Origin of the sequence: Algoriphagus sp. A40, from assembly GCF_002002735.1 — a bacterium.
Lineage (GTDB): Bacteria > Bacteroidota > Bacteroidia > Cytophagales > Cyclobacteriaceae > Algoriphagus.
The window spans coordinates 21326-37568 of sequence record NZ_MUNY01000052.1; the positions used below are offsets into that span (position 1 = coordinate 21326).

Sequence of the window (16243 nt, forward strand, 5' to 3'; positions counted from 1 at the left end):
TCCGATTTAAGTTCCAAACCAAAGCATAATTCGACATTTTATACACCTATCCCATAACATGAAAAATCTTCTAATACTTCTCACATTTCTTGGATTGATTTCCTCCTGCGAGCAAAAACCTGAGGTACCGGACACGATTCCGGTAAAAGTTGCCAAAGCCTATGGCTTCGAGAATTTTGACAAGGTCAACTCTATCTCCTACACCTGGAATGTCCAAAGGGATTCTGTAAATGTCCTTTCAAGAGATTGGAAATGGAATATCAAGGACAGCACAGTTCATTATTCAGGTCCAGACACCACCTTCACTTACAGCTTGACAGCAGATTCATTGCCCAAGCAGGACGGAGGATTCATCAACGACAAATATTGGGCAATGATGCCATTTCAGTTGGCTTGGGATTCAGGCTATACTTTTGAAACTGTCGAAAATGTCCCCTCACCCATCAAAGGGGCCAATTCCACCAAGCTGACAATCCTCTATCAATCTGGCGAACCCAAATCTCCAGGAATGGGATATACACCCGGTGATGCCTATGACCTCTATTTGGATGAAAATCTGATGATCACCGAATGGGTTTTCAGAAGAGGAAACGGAGCCGAGGGACGTCCGGTCACTTGGGAAACTGTGGAAACTCACGGTCCGCTGAAATTTGTGACGGAGCATTTCAATGCCGAGGGAAAAAGAACCCTTTGGATTTCGAACATCAAAGTGGAATAAACCTTTCTTCTAAAGAAAGATTTCCTGCCGTGGGTATTGCTCACGGCTTTTTTTACTTTTAAACTTACCTGATACCAATACCCACAAATGAACCGAAGAAACTTTCTCTATAATTCGGGAGCCTTGATCGGCTCAGGTATACTGGCAAATCCGCTGGATGCATTTTCTATTTCCCAGAAAAAAACATGGACTGTCGGAGAAATTATGGACGCATTTATCGCCCAAGTACCCAATGCTCCTTTTGCCCAGACAGTGGACACGATTAAAATCGGCTCTCCGGACACCATAGTTACAGGGGTCATCACAACCATGTTTACCACCATGGAAATCATCAAAAAGGCCATCGAGCTCAAGGCAAACCTGATCATTCCCCACGAACCGACTTTTTTCTCCGGTCAGGATGAGACCGACTACTTGCAAAATGATCCGGTTTTCCGAGCTAAGTATGATTTGATGGCCGAAAATCAAATCACCCTTTGGAGAAACCACGATTATGTCCACCGAATGCAGGATGACGGAGTCCGGATCGGAGTGGTGGGAGATTTGGATTGGAATAAATACTACCAGGCAAAAAGTCCTATTCTCCAAATACCCAAAACCAGCCTTCGTGACCTCATCCACCACATCAAAACCAAACTGGGTGTGCCAGCCATGCGCTATGTGGGAGATTTGAATCAGACTTGTACCAAAGTATTGCTTTTACCTGGAGCGGTAGGTGGAAGAAGGCAAATTGAGTCCATCATAAAAGAAAAGCCGGATGTATTAGTCTGCGGAGAATCCAACGAATGGGAAACTCCCGAATATGTCCGAGCTGCCAATGAGATCGGCATAAAGCTTTCCATGATCGAAATTGGCCATTCGGCAAGTGAAGAGGGTGGTTCTGAATTTGTCAAAAAATGGCTCAATGAAAATATGCCGGGATTGCCTGCATTCCATATTGCTTCCGGAAATTCCCTGCAGATATTTTAAAGAAAAAAAAGGGGCTGATTTTAAAAACCAGCCCCTTTTTACCTAAATGATGCTTCCTTATTTATTGTCTTTGTCAATCGCGTCTACTACATCCGCTTTAACCTTCTTCCACTCTTCTTCGATATCTTTAGTGGTTTTGTTAACCCCGGTTTTGATATCCTCCCAAGTGTTTTCAGTGGCATTTCCCACATCCTCCAAAGCCTTTTGAACATCACTTTTATCTTCACGAAGTTCGGCTTCCATTTTTTCGATATCGGCCTTCATTTCTGCGTCAGCTTTCTCTTTTTTAGCTTCCAGTTCCAGGATCTTTCTATCAATTTCAGCTTCTAGCTCTTGAAGTTCCTGTCTCATTTCGGCCTTTTCCTGCTCGATGTCCACCTGAACTTCAACCAGCTCTTTTTCCTGTTTTTGGGCTCTGTTTTCTCCGCAGGACATGGCAGTGATTCCCAATGCCAAAATTCCCAATATTACTTTCGTTTTCATTTTGCTTTGTGATTTTTGAATTTAATCGGATAGGTGATGAGTATTAAAGACGGTTAAGTTCTTCCTTAACTTCATCTATGCTCTTTCCGAGTTTTCGTTGCAATTTTCCCAAGAGTTCATCCTCTTTACCTTCTTCAAACAACAGATCGTCATCAGTAAGACCTGCGTACTTCTGCTTTAACTTCCCTTTGATCTCATTCCAGGAACCTTTGATTTGGAGCTTAGTGTCAGTTTTCATTTTCATGTGGTTTAAAGTGAAACAAAATTCTACTCAACACTTTTCAAACAGGCTACCATTCTCAAAAAGTCCATTTTGAGCTACCTGAAGCCATTTTAAGAATTCTTCCGTGTTGGAAAAAGGGTCAAACTGTGGAATTTATTTCCCAGAATTGGAGAGTAAACTAAAAGTGACTGGTTTTTTTTACTTTTGAATTCTGCCGAATCGGTCAAAAAAAAACAGGTTTTCAATTTCTCTTGAAAACCTGTCTTATTATTAAGTGGAGATGATTTCTTACAAACTCCAGGTATTCCCCACTTCCGAAAGTGGAATACACCCTTTGAATTCACCCGGAACCGGGTCATAGCTGAGAACGTTTTTCCCGATTTCCTCAGAACTGAAATATGCCCAAAGCACGGACGATTTCAGGCCTCGATAAAACCCAACAGGTTCCTGGGTCCCAACGGCAGTTCCCCAAACCTTCGGAGCAAATTTGGGAGAATTGGCTTCATGCTCTTTAAGACAGGCAGTTTTGTCCTCGGGGCTCAGCTCGGCAAAGACTTTTCCGAATTTCGCTTTACATTCTGCGTTGAACTTTTCGATCTCAGCCACGACATTCTTCTGCCCTGCTTCATCGTAGGTTTTGGCATAGACTAAGTCCAGGAAAATATCCGCTTTCACATCCAAGCCTCCGGGAGTTTCTGTTTTTGGTAAAAGAAAATCCACAAATGCTGATATAAACCTCGCTTGATCCTCGCTCAAAAACTGGGGAGTCCAAGTCAATCTGTCCTGCTTTGCACAGGACTGAAGCAAACTGAGCAAAGTCGGAGCTCCAACTGCAGTTCCAAGCGCCAAGGCTGATTTTTTTAGTGCTTCTCGTCTGTTCATCGCTTAGAGGTTTGATTTTTTGAGTTCGGAGATTGCATGATTCGCAGCTCTTGCGGTCAGTGCCATATACGTCAGCGATGGATTCACGCAGGACGAAGAAGTCATACAGGCACCGTCTGTGACAAAGACATTTTTGCAATCGTGCACTTGGTTGGTTCCGTTCAGAATGGAAGTCTTAGGGTCACGGCCCATTCGTGCAGTTCCCATTTCGTGGATACCATAGCCCATTTCATGCTTGTTGTCAAAGTCCATCACGTTCTTCACTCCGACTCGTTCCAGCATTTCCTTGGCATCGATCCGGATTTGCTCGTTCATTGCCAGTTCATTTTTTCCCCATTCCGCATCGATCGAAAGCGTCGGCTGTCCCCATTTGTCCAGCACATCTTTGTTGAGGTAGACCTTGTTTTCATGGTAAGGAAGGCATTCTGCAAAACCTGTGATGAAAAACTCCCAAGGCCCGGGCTTCATCAATCCGTCTTTGAAATCTCCTCCAAAATCCTCCTGATTGGATCCGGCTCCCCAGCCGGCTCGTCCTCCTCCTCCCTGAAATCCAAAGCCACGGACGAATTTGTCAGACTTGGTCTTTTCGTCCAGGTTGACATAGCGGGGAATGTAGATGCCATTGGGTCGGCGGCCTTTGTAATATTGGTCCTCAAATCCTTCGACTGAACCCATTGCCCCGACGCGATAGGTATGGTCCATGAGGTTATGGCCGAGTTCGCCGCTGTCATTGCCTAAGCCATTGGGGAAGCGGCTGGAAGTGGAATTCATGAGAATCTGTGTGGTGCTTAGTGTAGATGCATTGACAAAAACAATCTTCGCTTTGTAATCTATATCCTCGCCTGTCTCGGAATCGATGATTCGGACTCCGCTTGCTTTTCCCTTTTGCTCATCGTAGACGAGAGACTGGACAATGGAAAAAGGGCGGATGGTAAGATTTCCTGTTGCATGGGCGGCAGGCAAAGTCACTGCATTCGAACTGAAGTAAGCTCCATACGGACAGCCTCGGTCGCAGCGGTTTCGGAATTGGCATTTGCCCCGGCCATTGAGAGGTTCGGTCAAGTGAGCCACCCGTCCAATGATCATATTTCTGCCTGAAAATTCCTTTTCAATCCGCTCCTTGACATGTTTTTCCACGCAATTCAATTCCATAGGAGGCAAAAAGTGAGAATCCGGCAACTGAGGCAAACCCAATGCTTCCCCACTGATTCCGGCAAATTTTTCCACATGAGTGTACCAAGGTGCCAGATCTTTGTACCGAATCGGCCAGTCGACTCCATGTCCGTCTTTGGCATTGGCTTCAAAATCCAAATCTGACCAGCGATAACATTGCTTACCCCAAAGCAGGGATCGGCCCCCCATCTGATGGGCACGAACCCAAAGGAAAGGTTTGACTTCGGTATAGGGGTTTTCTAGGTCATTGGCGTGAAAGTGCTCGTTCATTTCACCTATAAAGCCCGATCTTCCTCCTTTGGGATGTCTTGCTTTTTGCTCGGGAGTGAGTCCTCCACGGAGTTCGGTCTCCCAAGGATCGAGGGTCATGGTAGGATAATCCACGACATGCTCCACGATGCGTCCCCGCTCGAGGACGAGAGTTTTGAGTCCGGCTTCGCAAAGTTCTTTTGCTGCCCAGCCGCCGCTGATCCCCGAACCGATGACGATGGCGTCATAGGTCAGGTTTTTGTCTGCGTCAATATTAAAGTTGGCCATTTTAGGGAATAATAGGTTTTGGATTGCTTAGGGAGTAAATAAATCAAACTGGGGATAACTTCAAATCCAGCTCAGCTAAAAGAAACAAAAAGGCTGTTTTTTTCAATAGAAAATGAAGGGACTAAGCCATCAGGCGCATCTCCTTCAAATCTCGAAGGCTCAAAGGAATCCAGATTTGGGCAAGTCAAAACCCGGTATTTTTTTCCTTTGGTGATTGGGTTGGCTGAATTTCCTAAAAATGAAAATCGGGTTTTGAGTGATGGTATGATCAGCGCATCGGAAAGTTCAAGTCCAGTATCATGAGCCCCCAGGCTGACTTGGATGATCCCTTCATTCAGGGTCAGGTTTTTGAATTTCAAGGGTTCGGTCCTTTTGCTCAGGTCCAGAATCCCATTTCCAAAAAGATGGATACTTGCTTCCTCACCGGCACTTTGGTCCGCAAAAATGATTTTTCCCCCCAAGCCGCCATTGATTCCACCGTAGGCGATCAACTTGGCTTTTCCTGCCCCGCAGGTCTGCGAAAAGGAAATATAGCCCCCAGCTGCCCCATGCACAGTCCCTCCAAAGTTCAAAAATGTGGCTAGATCGGCTGTGGGCACATTTTTCCCGGGATCTCCTTGTCCCCAAATCGCAAACTCAGTATAGCCAGCTGCTGATCCTTTTAGAACTGCCGGATAGTTGATCACCGTAGCTTCTCCGGCTGAGGGAAAGTAGGCAGAAGGAAGATTGACCGAGAAAATGGTATGTCCGGCTGTGGAAGGGGATTCTAGGACACTTCCGTAGTTGATAATGGTTGCTCTATGAGCAGTTGGTGAACCCCATTTGGCAGTAAATTCGGTATGACCTCCTCCCCCGTGGCTGGACTCTTTGGCTCCAAAATTATGATAAAAGCCATGCCCGGCAGAAGCTCCGACTGAGTCCATTTTGGGTGGATTGTTGTTGAAACTGGTCACACCACCATTTCCTCCGGCGGCGATTGCCGGTTCGTTGTGAAATAGTCCGTGACTCCCGCTTGCAAATCCGTCAAAGGCTACATCTCCTCCATTTCCCTTGTAGTGGGAAGCACCTAGATTTAAGAAAAAACCATGATCTGAGGTCGAGTGATCATAAAACTGGGTATTTCCACCGTCACCCCCCTCCACGGTACCTCCGATATTGATAAAAGTACCCCGATCGGCTGAAGCATAGTCGTGAAAGACGGTATTGCCAAAGGTGTCTCCATCCGTACCTAGGGAACCATAAATGGTGAATTTGGCAGTACCGGCACGAGAATGGTCGCTAAAGCTGACCTCTCCGCCAACTGTACTGCGCTGGATTTTGGGATCCGGTGGGGCTTGCTTGCCAGTTCTGACGATGAAATTGGCACTACCTGCATCTGACTGTTCGGTAAAACCGAGAATCCCGCCGCCATAGCCATTTTCCAGGGATTCTGGACCTGATTCATAGTACATATCGTCTCCCCCTGCTGTGGCTTTACTTGAAAACTTCACCTGCGGATCACGGAAATTGGAATTTGTGGCGGCAATTTTGATCAGTTGAGGCCTGCCGGAGCGATTGATTACACCTTCCCCGGAAATGGTCAGGAGGAGTTTTTCAGTCGATTCGGAAGTACCCACAAGCAAAATATACCCACCAGCCGCCTCGTCAAATTCGATACTCTGAATTTCCGCACTGAGTTGTTTCGAAAAGGTAATGTGACTTTGCCTTGAACTGGAAAACAGAGCCTTTCCCAGTGGGACCTTTCCCCATTTCCAGTTCTTGGGATCGTTCCATTCTTGATTTTCCGGATTTTTCTTCCATTGGGCATTTGGCAGATTGTCAGACATGGGTTTTGAGGAGTTTGGGTCAAAAAGTGAGATCTTGAATTCAATTTTTTATGCAACAGATTAATATACAAAGGTTCAGGAAGCAATTGTGAAATCTCAACTCAAAAGACAGAATTAGTCCTAAGCTACAGGAAATGGACTGTGCCTTGGTGTTTCAAATTGAATTCAGTTTCAACTCAATTGCTTGCACGGTGAGAAGGTTATAAATTCATCCGTTCTCAATTACTATGAAAAATATCGTCCTAGTTCTTTGCCTGATCCTGGTTGCCTGCAAAACATCAAAAAGTAACGTTGCCTTTGAGGTTCCCCAACCGATCATGGAAGAAGTCTACGAGGAAGTGAAAACTCCTTTCAAATACGGCATTGTTTTTCAGCATCCCGATACCACGAAAATGGTGGATTCCCCGACTATTTTCCGGGAAAAGGACACTTGGTATATGACCTATATAGTCTTTGATGGGAAAGGATATGAAACGTGGTTGGCAGAAAGTCCCGACTTGCTGACTTGGGAGTCCAGAGGCAAAATCCTTTCATTTACCGAGGGCACTTGGGATGCCAACCAGAAAGCCGGGTATCCCGCACTTGTAAATACGGAATGGGGTGGAGATTATTCGGTGGAGAAATACCGGGACAATTATTGGATGAGCTACCTAGGCGGAAACACCGCCGGATACGAAGCCGGAACGCTGAAAGTAGGACTGGCCAATTCATCCACCTTGACGGAAGTACGGGAATGGAATACCACAAATCAACCCCTTTTGTCGCCCGAAGATCGGGATGTCCGCTGGTTTGAAAATCAAACCATTTACAAAAGCCATGTCATCCGTGACCGGGAGCTGCATACCGGATTCCCTTTTGTCATGTATTACAATGCAAAGGGAGACACCGCAGACTATGAAAGCATCGGAATGGCGGTTTCAGAAGACATGAAAACCTGGAAAAGGTTTGGAGAAAATCCGGTTATTACGAAGTACAAAGGGATTTGTGGGGATGCGCAGATCGTGAAATACAAAGACCTCTATATCATGTTTTACTTTGGGGCATTTTGGAAGCCGGGGGCGTTTGAGCGATTTGCGGTCTCTTACGATTTGGTGAATTGGACCGATTGGAACGGCCCCGATTTGATCGCCCCTTCAGAAGAATACGATAAACAATATGCTCACAAACCCTGGGTGATCAAATGGAATAGTGTGGTTTACCATTTTTACAATGCCGTTGGAGAAAAGGGCCGGGTGATCGCATTGGCGACTTCGGTGGAACTACGGAAATAGAGTACAGTTGGCCATTCAGCCCCAAATGGAATTTGGGGCTTTTACAGGATGCGCATTCAGCGCTGATTTAATCCAAGGAATCGTTTTTTGGAGAAATCAGTCCAAAGAATTTCTACCCAGAAATAGAATTTGACTCATTAAAATAACGCGCATATAGGGTAGATTCAATCCAAGGTCCCGTTTTTGGAAAAAAAGTGCCAAAGGCACACACTGTGTCAGCCCAGAATTCAATTCTGGGTTTTGGTACAAATTCGTTATTTTCAAGAGTGCCAACGGCACGATCTGTAATAATTTTTTAGAGCCTAAATTTTTCAGCCATGTCCCAATCCCTAGCCAAAGTTTACCTCCATATCATTTTTTCAACCAAACACCGCCAACCTCTAATTTCCGAAGAAATACGCCCCAATGCCCAAGCCTATTTTGTTAAAGTCGGCGCGAACCTTGGAAGCTTCACAGAAGAGATTTTCATGATGCCGGATCACATCCACTGGCTCTGCACTTTGCCAAGAACTATAACCATAGCGGATTTGGTGAAAAACGTCAAAATCTCCAGCTCTATTAAATTCAAAGAAATTGTCCATCCAAATTTTGAATGGCAAAAGGGTTACGGAACATTTTCTGTAAGCCAATCCAAATTAGAAACCGTCAAGCGATATATCCAAAATCAAACCGAGCATCATAGGAAATTGGATCTTCAAGAGGAATACCGGAGATTCCTGGAGGAATATCGAATTGAATATGATGAAAAATACGTTTGGGATTGATTGGGGAATACAATACAAATCGCCCCTTCAGGGCTCTGGTTCGCCAGAATATTCAATTCATTACCCCAAATGGAATTTGGGGCTTTTACAGGATGCGCCTTCAGCGCTTTTAGGGAATGTTCAAAAATTGAAACAACCTCTATCCCTGAAAATAATGCCATCGGCACATCATGTAATAGCCCAGAATTCAATTCTGGGTTTTCGTATGAAATCATTATTTTCAAGAGTGCCAACGGCACGATCTGTGATCCAAATCGACATAAATCTTTGATGGAATGCATTGACAATTTATTGTCCCCTCACACTTTTTCGCCTATTTTCCTCCTATGAAAAAAATCACCCTCCTTATTCTGATAGGCTTTTCCCCGCTTTTCTCTTTTGCCCAGCAACTTTCTTCAGAAGAAAAAAAGCTATCTGAACTGATCGACAAAAACTACAAGGAGACTCTGACCCTTCTGGAAGAAGTCATCAACATCAATTCAGGCTCACTGAACAAAGAAGGAGTGCGGGAAGTAGGACGGGTTTTCGAGCGGGAGTTCCAGAAAATCGGCTTTGAAACCGAATGGATAGACCTGCCAGCTGAGGTCAACCGCGCCGGACATTTTGTAGCTACACGAAAGGGAAATAAAGGAAAAAAGCTCTTTCTCATCGGGCATTTGGATACAGTTTTTGAAAAAAACATGCCCTTTTCTCCTTTCACCTACCTCAATGACAGCACGGCCACCGGCCAAGGAGCAAATGACATGAAAGGCGGAGATGTCCTGGTTTTGGCAAGTTTGAAGGCGCTCCACGAACTCGGACTTTTGGAGGATCGCACGATCACCGTCTATTTCAATGGAGACGAAGAAAGCTCCGGCAATGCGGAAATCTCCCGAAAGGACTTTATCGATAGGGCCAAACTTCATGAAATCGCCTTGGGATATGAAACCGCTCAGGGATTCAGCACTGTGACTGTAGCCCGAAGAGGTTCCAGCGGCTGGACTCTGAAAACTTCCGGACGGCAATCCCATTCCAGTGGAGTTTTCCGTGAAGGCGTGGGTTATGGAGCAATTTATGAAGCTGCCCGAATCTTGACGGAATTCCAAGAAACTTTAGCCGGAGAGCAATACCTTACTTTCAACCCAGGTCAGTTTATCGGAGGCTCAGACGTAAGTTTGGATGATGTCACCGGAACCGGAACAGCCTTGGGAAAAACTAACATCGTCGCCAGAGAAGCCATTGTGACGGGGGATTTACGGTTTTTGGGCGAAGCCCAAAAAGAAGCCGCCCGAGCCAAAATGCGAGAAATCGTAGCCAAAAACCTCAATCAAACGCAAGCCGAAATCATCTTCAAAGACGGAATTCCATCCATGGCTCCAACTGAAGGCAACTATGGCTTGGCCAAAATCCTCAATCAAGTCAGTCTGGATATGGGTTTTGGAGAAGTGAAACCCGGAGATCCCGGAAGTCGAGGAGCTGGTGACATTTCCTATGTGGCGGATTTTATGGATTGTCTGGATGGATTGGGAGCTTCAGGAAGTGGCGCACATGCTCCGGGGGAGACTATTAACATGAAGCAATTTCCTGATCTGATCAAAAGAAATACTATTTTGCTTTACCGATTGACCCGATAACCTTTTTGCATGTAGAAACTTTTAACGGCAGCGGCCACGGTTGCGACAGCAATTTCCTGTCAAAATCAGGCTCCTGAAACTATCGAGAATCAATCCATGAAGCCTCAAAAAATCGTCGTTTATCAGGTTTTCACCCGCCTTTTTGGCAATACCAACACCAACAACAAACCTTGGGGCACCAAGGAGGAAAACGGAGTCGGGAAATTCAATGACTTTACTGATTCCGCTTTGGAAGAAGTCAAAAAACTCGGTGTGTCCCACATCTGGTACACCGGCGTGCCGCATCACGGTGTGATCGGGGACTTTCCGGAAATCGACGTGAGTTCAGATGATCCGGATGTGATCAAAGGCAGGGCAGGCTCGCCTTATGCGGTGCGGGATTACTATCAGGTCAATCCCGATTTGGCGGTGGATGTGACCAAACGAATGGAGGAGTTTGAGGCTTTGATCGCAAGAACCCACCAGCATGAGATGAAAGTGATCATCGATATCGTACCCAATCACGTTTCCCGTTTTTATGAGGGGAAAAATAATCCAGAAGGAGTCAGTGATTTTGGAGCTGACGATGACAAAACAGTCGAATACGCCAAAAACAACAACTTTTATTATATCCCAGGAGAAGCTTTCCAAGTACCGGAACCCAAAAACGGCTACCGTCCTTTGGGTGGAGAAAAGCATCCCTTAGCAAATGGAAAGTTTGCCGAAAACCCCGCTAAATGGACCGGAAACGGTTCCCGAAAAGCTCAGCCGGATTTTGACGACTGGTACGAGACCGTCAAGATCAACTACGGCTTGAGTCCTGATGGAAAAAAGGACTTTGACGCATTGCCTGCAGGTGCGGATTCTTTGGACTGGAAAGCGCATTTTGACTTTTGGCAGGGAAAGGACGTACCCGATTCATGGAAGAAATTCAGGGACATCACCCAGTTTTGGTTGGGCAAAGGAGTGGATGGATTCCGATACGATATGGCTGAGATGGTACCTGTGGAGTTTTGGTCTTACCTCAATTCCCACATCAAATTGACAAACCCTGAAGCTTTTCTTTTGGCAGAAGTCTACAACCCAACCCTTTATCGGGATTATATCTACCAGGGTCAAATGGATTATCTCTACGACAAGGTGGACCTGTATGACACTTTGAAACATATTATTCAGGGACAAGGCTCGACTGATAATCTGGTGTCCATTTTGGAAGGATCGAAAGATATAGAGCATCACCTATTGCACTTTTTGGAAAACCACGACGAACAGCGCATTGCCAGTCCTGAGTTTGCCGGGAATCCCTGGAAGGCCATGCCCGCGATGGTCGTTTCAGCAACGGTTTCTACTTCACCGACGATGATTTATTTCGGTCAGGAAGTGGGCGAACCAGGAGCGGAAATGGCGGGGTTTGGACAGCCCAGCCGAACTTCCATTTTCGATTACATAGGCGTACCTCAACATCAAAAGTGGATGAATGGGGGGGAATTTGACGGAGGGCAGCTTTCGGACAATGAAAAAGCGCTGCGGAACTACTATTCCGAAGTCCTGAATTTTACTCTAAAAAGCACTGCTTTAACGGGAGAATATCTGGAGCTACACACCTTCAATCGCCATCAAAATCCTGATTACACCAATAAAGCCTTTGCGTTTGCCCGTTGGGATGAAAGTCAAAAGCTGATGGTGGTGACCAATTTTGATGAATCTAAATGGATGAAAACGACTTTAAAACTATCTCCTGAACTGTTGAAAGCGTGGAATCTGGAAAAAGGCGAACGGGAAATTCAGGAAGTGATGTTTGGCAAAAAGAAAACCCGCCTTCGCGTGACTGAGTTAGGAGCTGAAATCGACTTGGAGTTGGGCCCCTTGGAGTCGGCGGTGTTTGAGGTGAGGTAGAGGTGGATTCTCGAGGTTTGTAATCTGCTAAACAATCCACATTAAAAATCTGGACTCGAAATTGCAAATTTTGAGGAGCTTTCAACTTCCCAAAATCCGATACAGTTCCAAATTCAAATAGTAGTCGCCTCCGCTGATTTTTCGTTTTTCACAAATCCCCAACTCGACCAATTGATTCAAATACTGTCGAGCGGTGTTTTCAGCATAGAGTTTTTTGTCCACCAGATGCTTGACCTTAGTGAAGGGTTGGGTGAAAATGGCCTCCAAAAGTGATTCGGGTCGGGCGATGCTGGTTTCTCTTTCCAAGACATGCAGAATCGCATCTTTGGCATTGAGGATGTCCGTGATTTTTTGGAAGGTATCCAGGGAAGTCTCTTCGATTCCCCGGAAAATAAACAAAAACCACTCCTTCCAGGCTGCGCGCTGGGTCACTCCGGCCAGGTTGGCATAGTATTGCTCTTTTTCCCTTAAGATGTACTTGCTGAGGTAAAGAATAGGCAAATCCAGCAATCCACTTTGAACCAAATAATGGATGTTGAAAATCCGGCCTGTACGCCCATTTCCATCCCGAAAAGGGTGAATAGCCTCGAATTGCAAGTGTGCGATGGCTACTTTGATCAGGGGATCGATCTCTGGCTGCTGGGTGTCATTGACGAATTGGATCAGATTCCCCATCAAATCCTCTAAAACTCCCTCACCTCTGGGAGGCGTGTAGATCGGCTTTCCGGCATTCGGGCCTGAGCCTCCCTGTCGGATATAGGTCTGGGCAAAAGGCTTTCGCAGGCCATCGGTGTATTGTGTCGTGTTGCGATAGATGAGTTCAAAATACTCCAAATCAAACTTTCGGTGCTGATCCAGGTATTCATGCCCAGACCAAATGGACTCCCGATACCTCAAGACCTCCTTTGCAGGGCCTTTGATTTGAGCAGTTTCATCGCTAAAAGCCTTGTAGAGTTCATCGTCTGTGGTGAAAATATGCTCGATTTCACTCGATGCCTTCGCTTCCTGCAAACTGATCGTGTTGACCAAAATCCCCTGATTTGGAATGGCAATGCTCCGGCCCTGAAGCTTTCCCAGTGCTGCCTTAGCTTTTCCCAGCCCTTCAAAGACATCCAAATCCCTGTAAAAGGTGGAATCGATGGGCAATTTTGGAAGGTTGTTCCAAGGAACAGTCCGGTCGGGATTGATTCGATAGCGCTGATCTGACATTAAAATATTTGATTTTTAATGTAAGGTAGGAAAACTGACCTTAAATGCAAGGTCAGATTCGGCGTTTGACATTAAAATTTGAAAATATTAAGGTTAGCGAATGTTTTTGACCTCAACAGAAAGGTCAGAATCTGAACTTACCTTAAAATAAGGAGATTTTGAGGCGAAAATAAACTGCTGCGAAAAATCTCATGCCTTTTCAAGGATTAATTCACCTCTCAAAAGGACAAAAATCAATGTGCCAAAATCCAATAATAAAGCGGATCAGGATTTTCCGCCCCGACCCGCTTTCCCTTTTATGATAAAATCTGTTTACTCTTTGATGATTTCGAGGTACCTCGCCATCCAGTACGGCCAAAGCCAAAATACAGTTTCACGGACCTGATGCAAATCACCCTGCACTGCCGCCCAAGGATTTTTGTCCCAACGAACCGTAGCGCGGATAGCCGGAGAAGGCAATTGGGAAACTTGCAAATCCTCCAAAATCGGACTCCTCACGATGGATACGTCCTCTCTTTTGGTATGGTCGATCGGCCAATCCATCAGATCAAGGGGTGTTTCTCTCAGGAAAGATACGGTCTGAGGCACATTGACTTTTTTGCCGGTGGCCAGGGAATAGCTCAGGTTGTTGATCAGGTTTTCCCCTTCTGTCTGCTGCCCAATCCATTCGTCTGCAAGTTCTTGGTAGATTTTGTGAAGTTCAGGATCCTTCTCGTAGGTGAGCAGGATGGGGAAAAGGTAACCTTCCATGGTCAGATCGAAGTAGATTTTCCAGGCCGGATTCTTACGATTGAGCTGGGAAGCATTGATCAGGTAGTCTTCCTCGTCGATCAGCCTTCGATACTCCTTTTCATACTTTTCATCCCCAGTAATCGTGGCAGCAAATTTCAGAAAAGCCAGCATTTCAAAGGAATTGATCGCCTTTTCCGAAGCCCAATCCGGATCTCTATTAATCAAGTCAGGAGACCACACAGCCCACCGGGTCGGCTTGCCGTCAATATCGACCAAGTTGTAATTGTTTCGGATGACCGCATCCATCAGTTTGGCGACATGCGCCCGGATTTCCTTTTTGTCAGCTTCTATAGCTGCAAATTCATAGAAATAATAGTAGGCCATGAAGTGCCCGGTCATCTCGTCGCTGCTGGTATCTCCTTTCCAAAGCCACTTTTTATCCGCAGAAAGTCTCCAGCGTTGCTCCACGGGTTTGTAACGTGGATCTGCCACGAGCGCTTCCGCCAGTTCCCGATCAGTATAAGTCCGGTTGGGATCATGGACATGAGCCCAATCGGTTGGCACAATCGTCCTGGCAAAAAGACCATCCGTCCCCGTAACTTCATACAGCAACTTCAAAAAGCCAAAGGCCTTGCGGGCTTTGATCAAGGCATCTTCCTCCTTGGTGACAGCATATCGGAAACTCTCCATCGCGAGATATCCTCCGGTGTATTCTCCGTCATTATCATCATCTGAATTTCTCCAGGTAGAAGTATCCCCTGCAACTTCGAGTCGAAGTACTCCACAAATCCAAGGTTCCCGCATGTGCTTTTTCATCAGCTCAGAATAAAAATAACCCTGTTTTTCCTTGAGAGTCATCGTATTCCTTTTGATGTGACTCAGCCCATTTTGGGTTGCTATCCAGGCATTTCCATCCTTGTCGAAAGCAATTTTATTAACCCGATCGTCAGTGAGCCAGCGACGGCTAAACAACAGGGAATTTGTTCCGTCTTGAAAGTAGCGGACCACTCCGACCTCTGTGCCGACCCACATCACCCCATCCGGCGATTGTCTGATTGTATTTACATGGATAGAAGGAATTCCCTCTTTCGGAGTGAGGTTTTTCAGCAATTTTTGATCATTCCTGACGGAAACTCCACCCATCACTCCTGCCCAAAGCTGGTTTTCAGGCCCAAATGCAAGTCCTCTGGCATAACAGGTGATCAATTCTTCGGTGCTTTGGATAAGTCTCTGGGAATCGGATTTGCATTGGTAAATCCCCGCATCTGTCGCCACCCACAGCGTACCCTCTCCATCCGTCAATGCATCCCTAACCGATTTGGCTATGTCGTATTCTAATTTTTCCCAAACACCACTTTTTTGCTGCCAGATCCCATTTGGCCCCAAAGCATAGACTTCTTCACCCGATGCTGACAGGACAGAAATCGGGGCCTCCGGACCGGATTGTAAGCTCAGCTGGTTATTTTGGAAAAGATAGAGGCCATTCCAGGTTCCTAGCCAAATTCTCCCTTCTTCATCCACCTCCACTGCATAGGCCGGTCCCCGATCCTCATCGGTGATCACAGGAATCCATTCTTTGGAATCATGAGATTTCCGGAAAACACCTCCGGCTGTGGCTACCCACACATGATTTTCTCCATCAAGTGCAACATCTCGTACCTCATTGTCCTCTGCATTTTTGCTTATAAAAAAAGCCTCGTGAAGTTCCTGAGAAAAGGCTTCATCGGAAGCTCCTTCGGTTACCAAAGGTCTCGACTTCTCTTCGGAATCTGGTTTACATGAAAAAAGGAAAATGAAAGTCGCCGCCAGAAACAATCTTGAAATTGCCGGAAAGCTTATGTAATGATTCCAAATGGACATAAAAGCGAGGAGAAGGGGTGTGAGATAAACAAGATTCCAGAGCAGAGCCCTGGCATTTTCAATAAGACTTGAAAATCATTTCATTGGACTACAAGAATTGACCTTAAT

General features: G+C 45.8%; 13 protein-coding genes. 6 read left to right on the forward strand and 7 right to left on the reverse strand.

The window, feature by feature from the left end:
* Positions 1-58 precede the first annotated feature (58 nt).
* Together B0E43_RS30575 and B0E43_RS30580 are read left to right on the forward strand one after the other, a co-directional pair.
* Entirely contained in the window at positions 59-718 is a 660-nt protein-coding gene (locus B0E43_RS30575) for a hypothetical protein (protein ID WP_077349828.1), read from the forward strand.
* 87 nt (positions 719-805) lie between these two features.
* The gene (locus B0E43_RS30580) at positions 806-1687 is read left to right on the forward strand and encodes a Nif3-like dinuclear metal center hexameric protein (RefSeq protein ID WP_254423417.1); all 882 of its coding nucleotides are present in this window, start codon (positions 806-808) and stop codon (positions 1685-1687) included.
* 57 nt (positions 1688-1744) lie between these two features.
* Here B0E43_RS30580 and B0E43_RS30585 read toward each other — a convergent pair whose 3' ends face one another.
* From B0E43_RS30585 to B0E43_RS30605, 5 genes are all read right to left on the reverse strand, one after another.
* Positions 1745-2170, reverse strand: coding sequence for a hypothetical protein (locus tag B0E43_RS30585; protein ID WP_077349830.1), 426 nt, complete (start codon positions 2168-2170; stop codon positions 1745-1747).
* A 43-nt stretch (positions 2171-2213) separates the two neighbouring features.
* A complete protein-coding gene (locus tag B0E43_RS30590) occupies positions 2214-2408 on the reverse strand; it encodes a CsbD family protein (protein ID WP_077350072.1) in 195 nt (64 codons plus the stop codon).
* A gap of 273 nt (positions 2409-2681) precedes the next feature.
* Positions 2682-3275, reverse strand: coding sequence for a gluconate 2-dehydrogenase subunit 3 family protein (locus B0E43_RS30595; protein ID WP_077349832.1), 594 nt, complete (start codon positions 3273-3275; stop codon positions 2682-2684).
* A 3-nt stretch (positions 3276-3278) separates the two neighbouring features.
* Complete coding sequence (locus tag B0E43_RS30600) at positions 3279-4985, reverse strand: GMC oxidoreductase (protein WP_077349834.1); 1707 nt, start codon at positions 4983-4985, stop codon at positions 3279-3281.
* 71 nt (positions 4986-5056) lie between these two features.
* Positions 5057-6811 carry a hypothetical protein gene (locus B0E43_RS30605; RefSeq protein ID WP_077349836.1) on the reverse strand — a complete coding sequence of 585 codons (1755 nt, stop codon included), beginning with the start codon at positions 6809-6811 and terminating at the stop codon, positions 5057-5059.
* A gap of 227 nt (positions 6812-7038) precedes the next feature.
* Here B0E43_RS30605 and B0E43_RS30610 point away from each other — a divergent pair, with 227 nt between their 5' ends.
* The 4 genes from B0E43_RS30610 to B0E43_RS30625 all read left to right on the forward strand — a co-directional run bounded on the left by B0E43_RS30610 (position 7039) and on the right by B0E43_RS30625 (position 12334).
* The gene (locus B0E43_RS30610) at positions 7039-8082 is read left to right on the forward strand and encodes a glycosylase (RefSeq protein WP_077349838.1); all 1044 of its coding nucleotides are present in this window, start codon (positions 7039-7041) and stop codon (positions 8080-8082) included.
* 317 nt (positions 8083-8399) lie between these two features.
* On the forward strand, positions 8400-8846 hold the full coding sequence (tnpA, locus tag B0E43_RS30615; RefSeq protein WP_077349840.1) for an IS200/IS605 family transposase: 447 nt from the start codon (positions 8400-8402) through the stop codon (positions 8844-8846).
* A gap of 326 nt (positions 8847-9172) precedes the next feature.
* Entirely contained in the window at positions 9173-10459 is a 1287-nt protein-coding gene (locus tag B0E43_RS30620; RefSeq protein ID WP_077349844.1) for a M20/M25/M40 family metallo-hydrolase, read from the forward strand.
* Positions 10460-10555: 96 nt separating this feature from the next.
* Positions 10556-12334, forward strand: a complete 1779-nt coding sequence (locus tag B0E43_RS30625; RefSeq protein WP_077349846.1) for an alpha-amylase family protein — start codon at positions 10556-10558, stop codon at positions 12332-12334.
* Positions 12335-12415: 81 nt separating this feature from the next.
* Here B0E43_RS30625 and B0E43_RS30630 read toward each other — a convergent pair whose 3' ends face one another.
* Both B0E43_RS30630 and B0E43_RS30635 read right to left on the reverse strand, forming a co-directional pair.
* Positions 12416-13543, reverse strand: coding sequence for a Fic family protein (locus B0E43_RS30630; protein WP_077349848.1), 1128 nt, complete (start codon positions 13541-13543; stop codon positions 12416-12418).
* Between the two features lie 312 nt (positions 13544-13855).
* Positions 13856-16135, reverse strand: coding sequence for a regulator (locus B0E43_RS30635; protein ID WP_168171941.1), 2280 nt, complete (start codon positions 16133-16135; stop codon positions 13856-13858).
* Between the last annotated feature and the right edge of the window lie 108 nt (positions 16136-16243).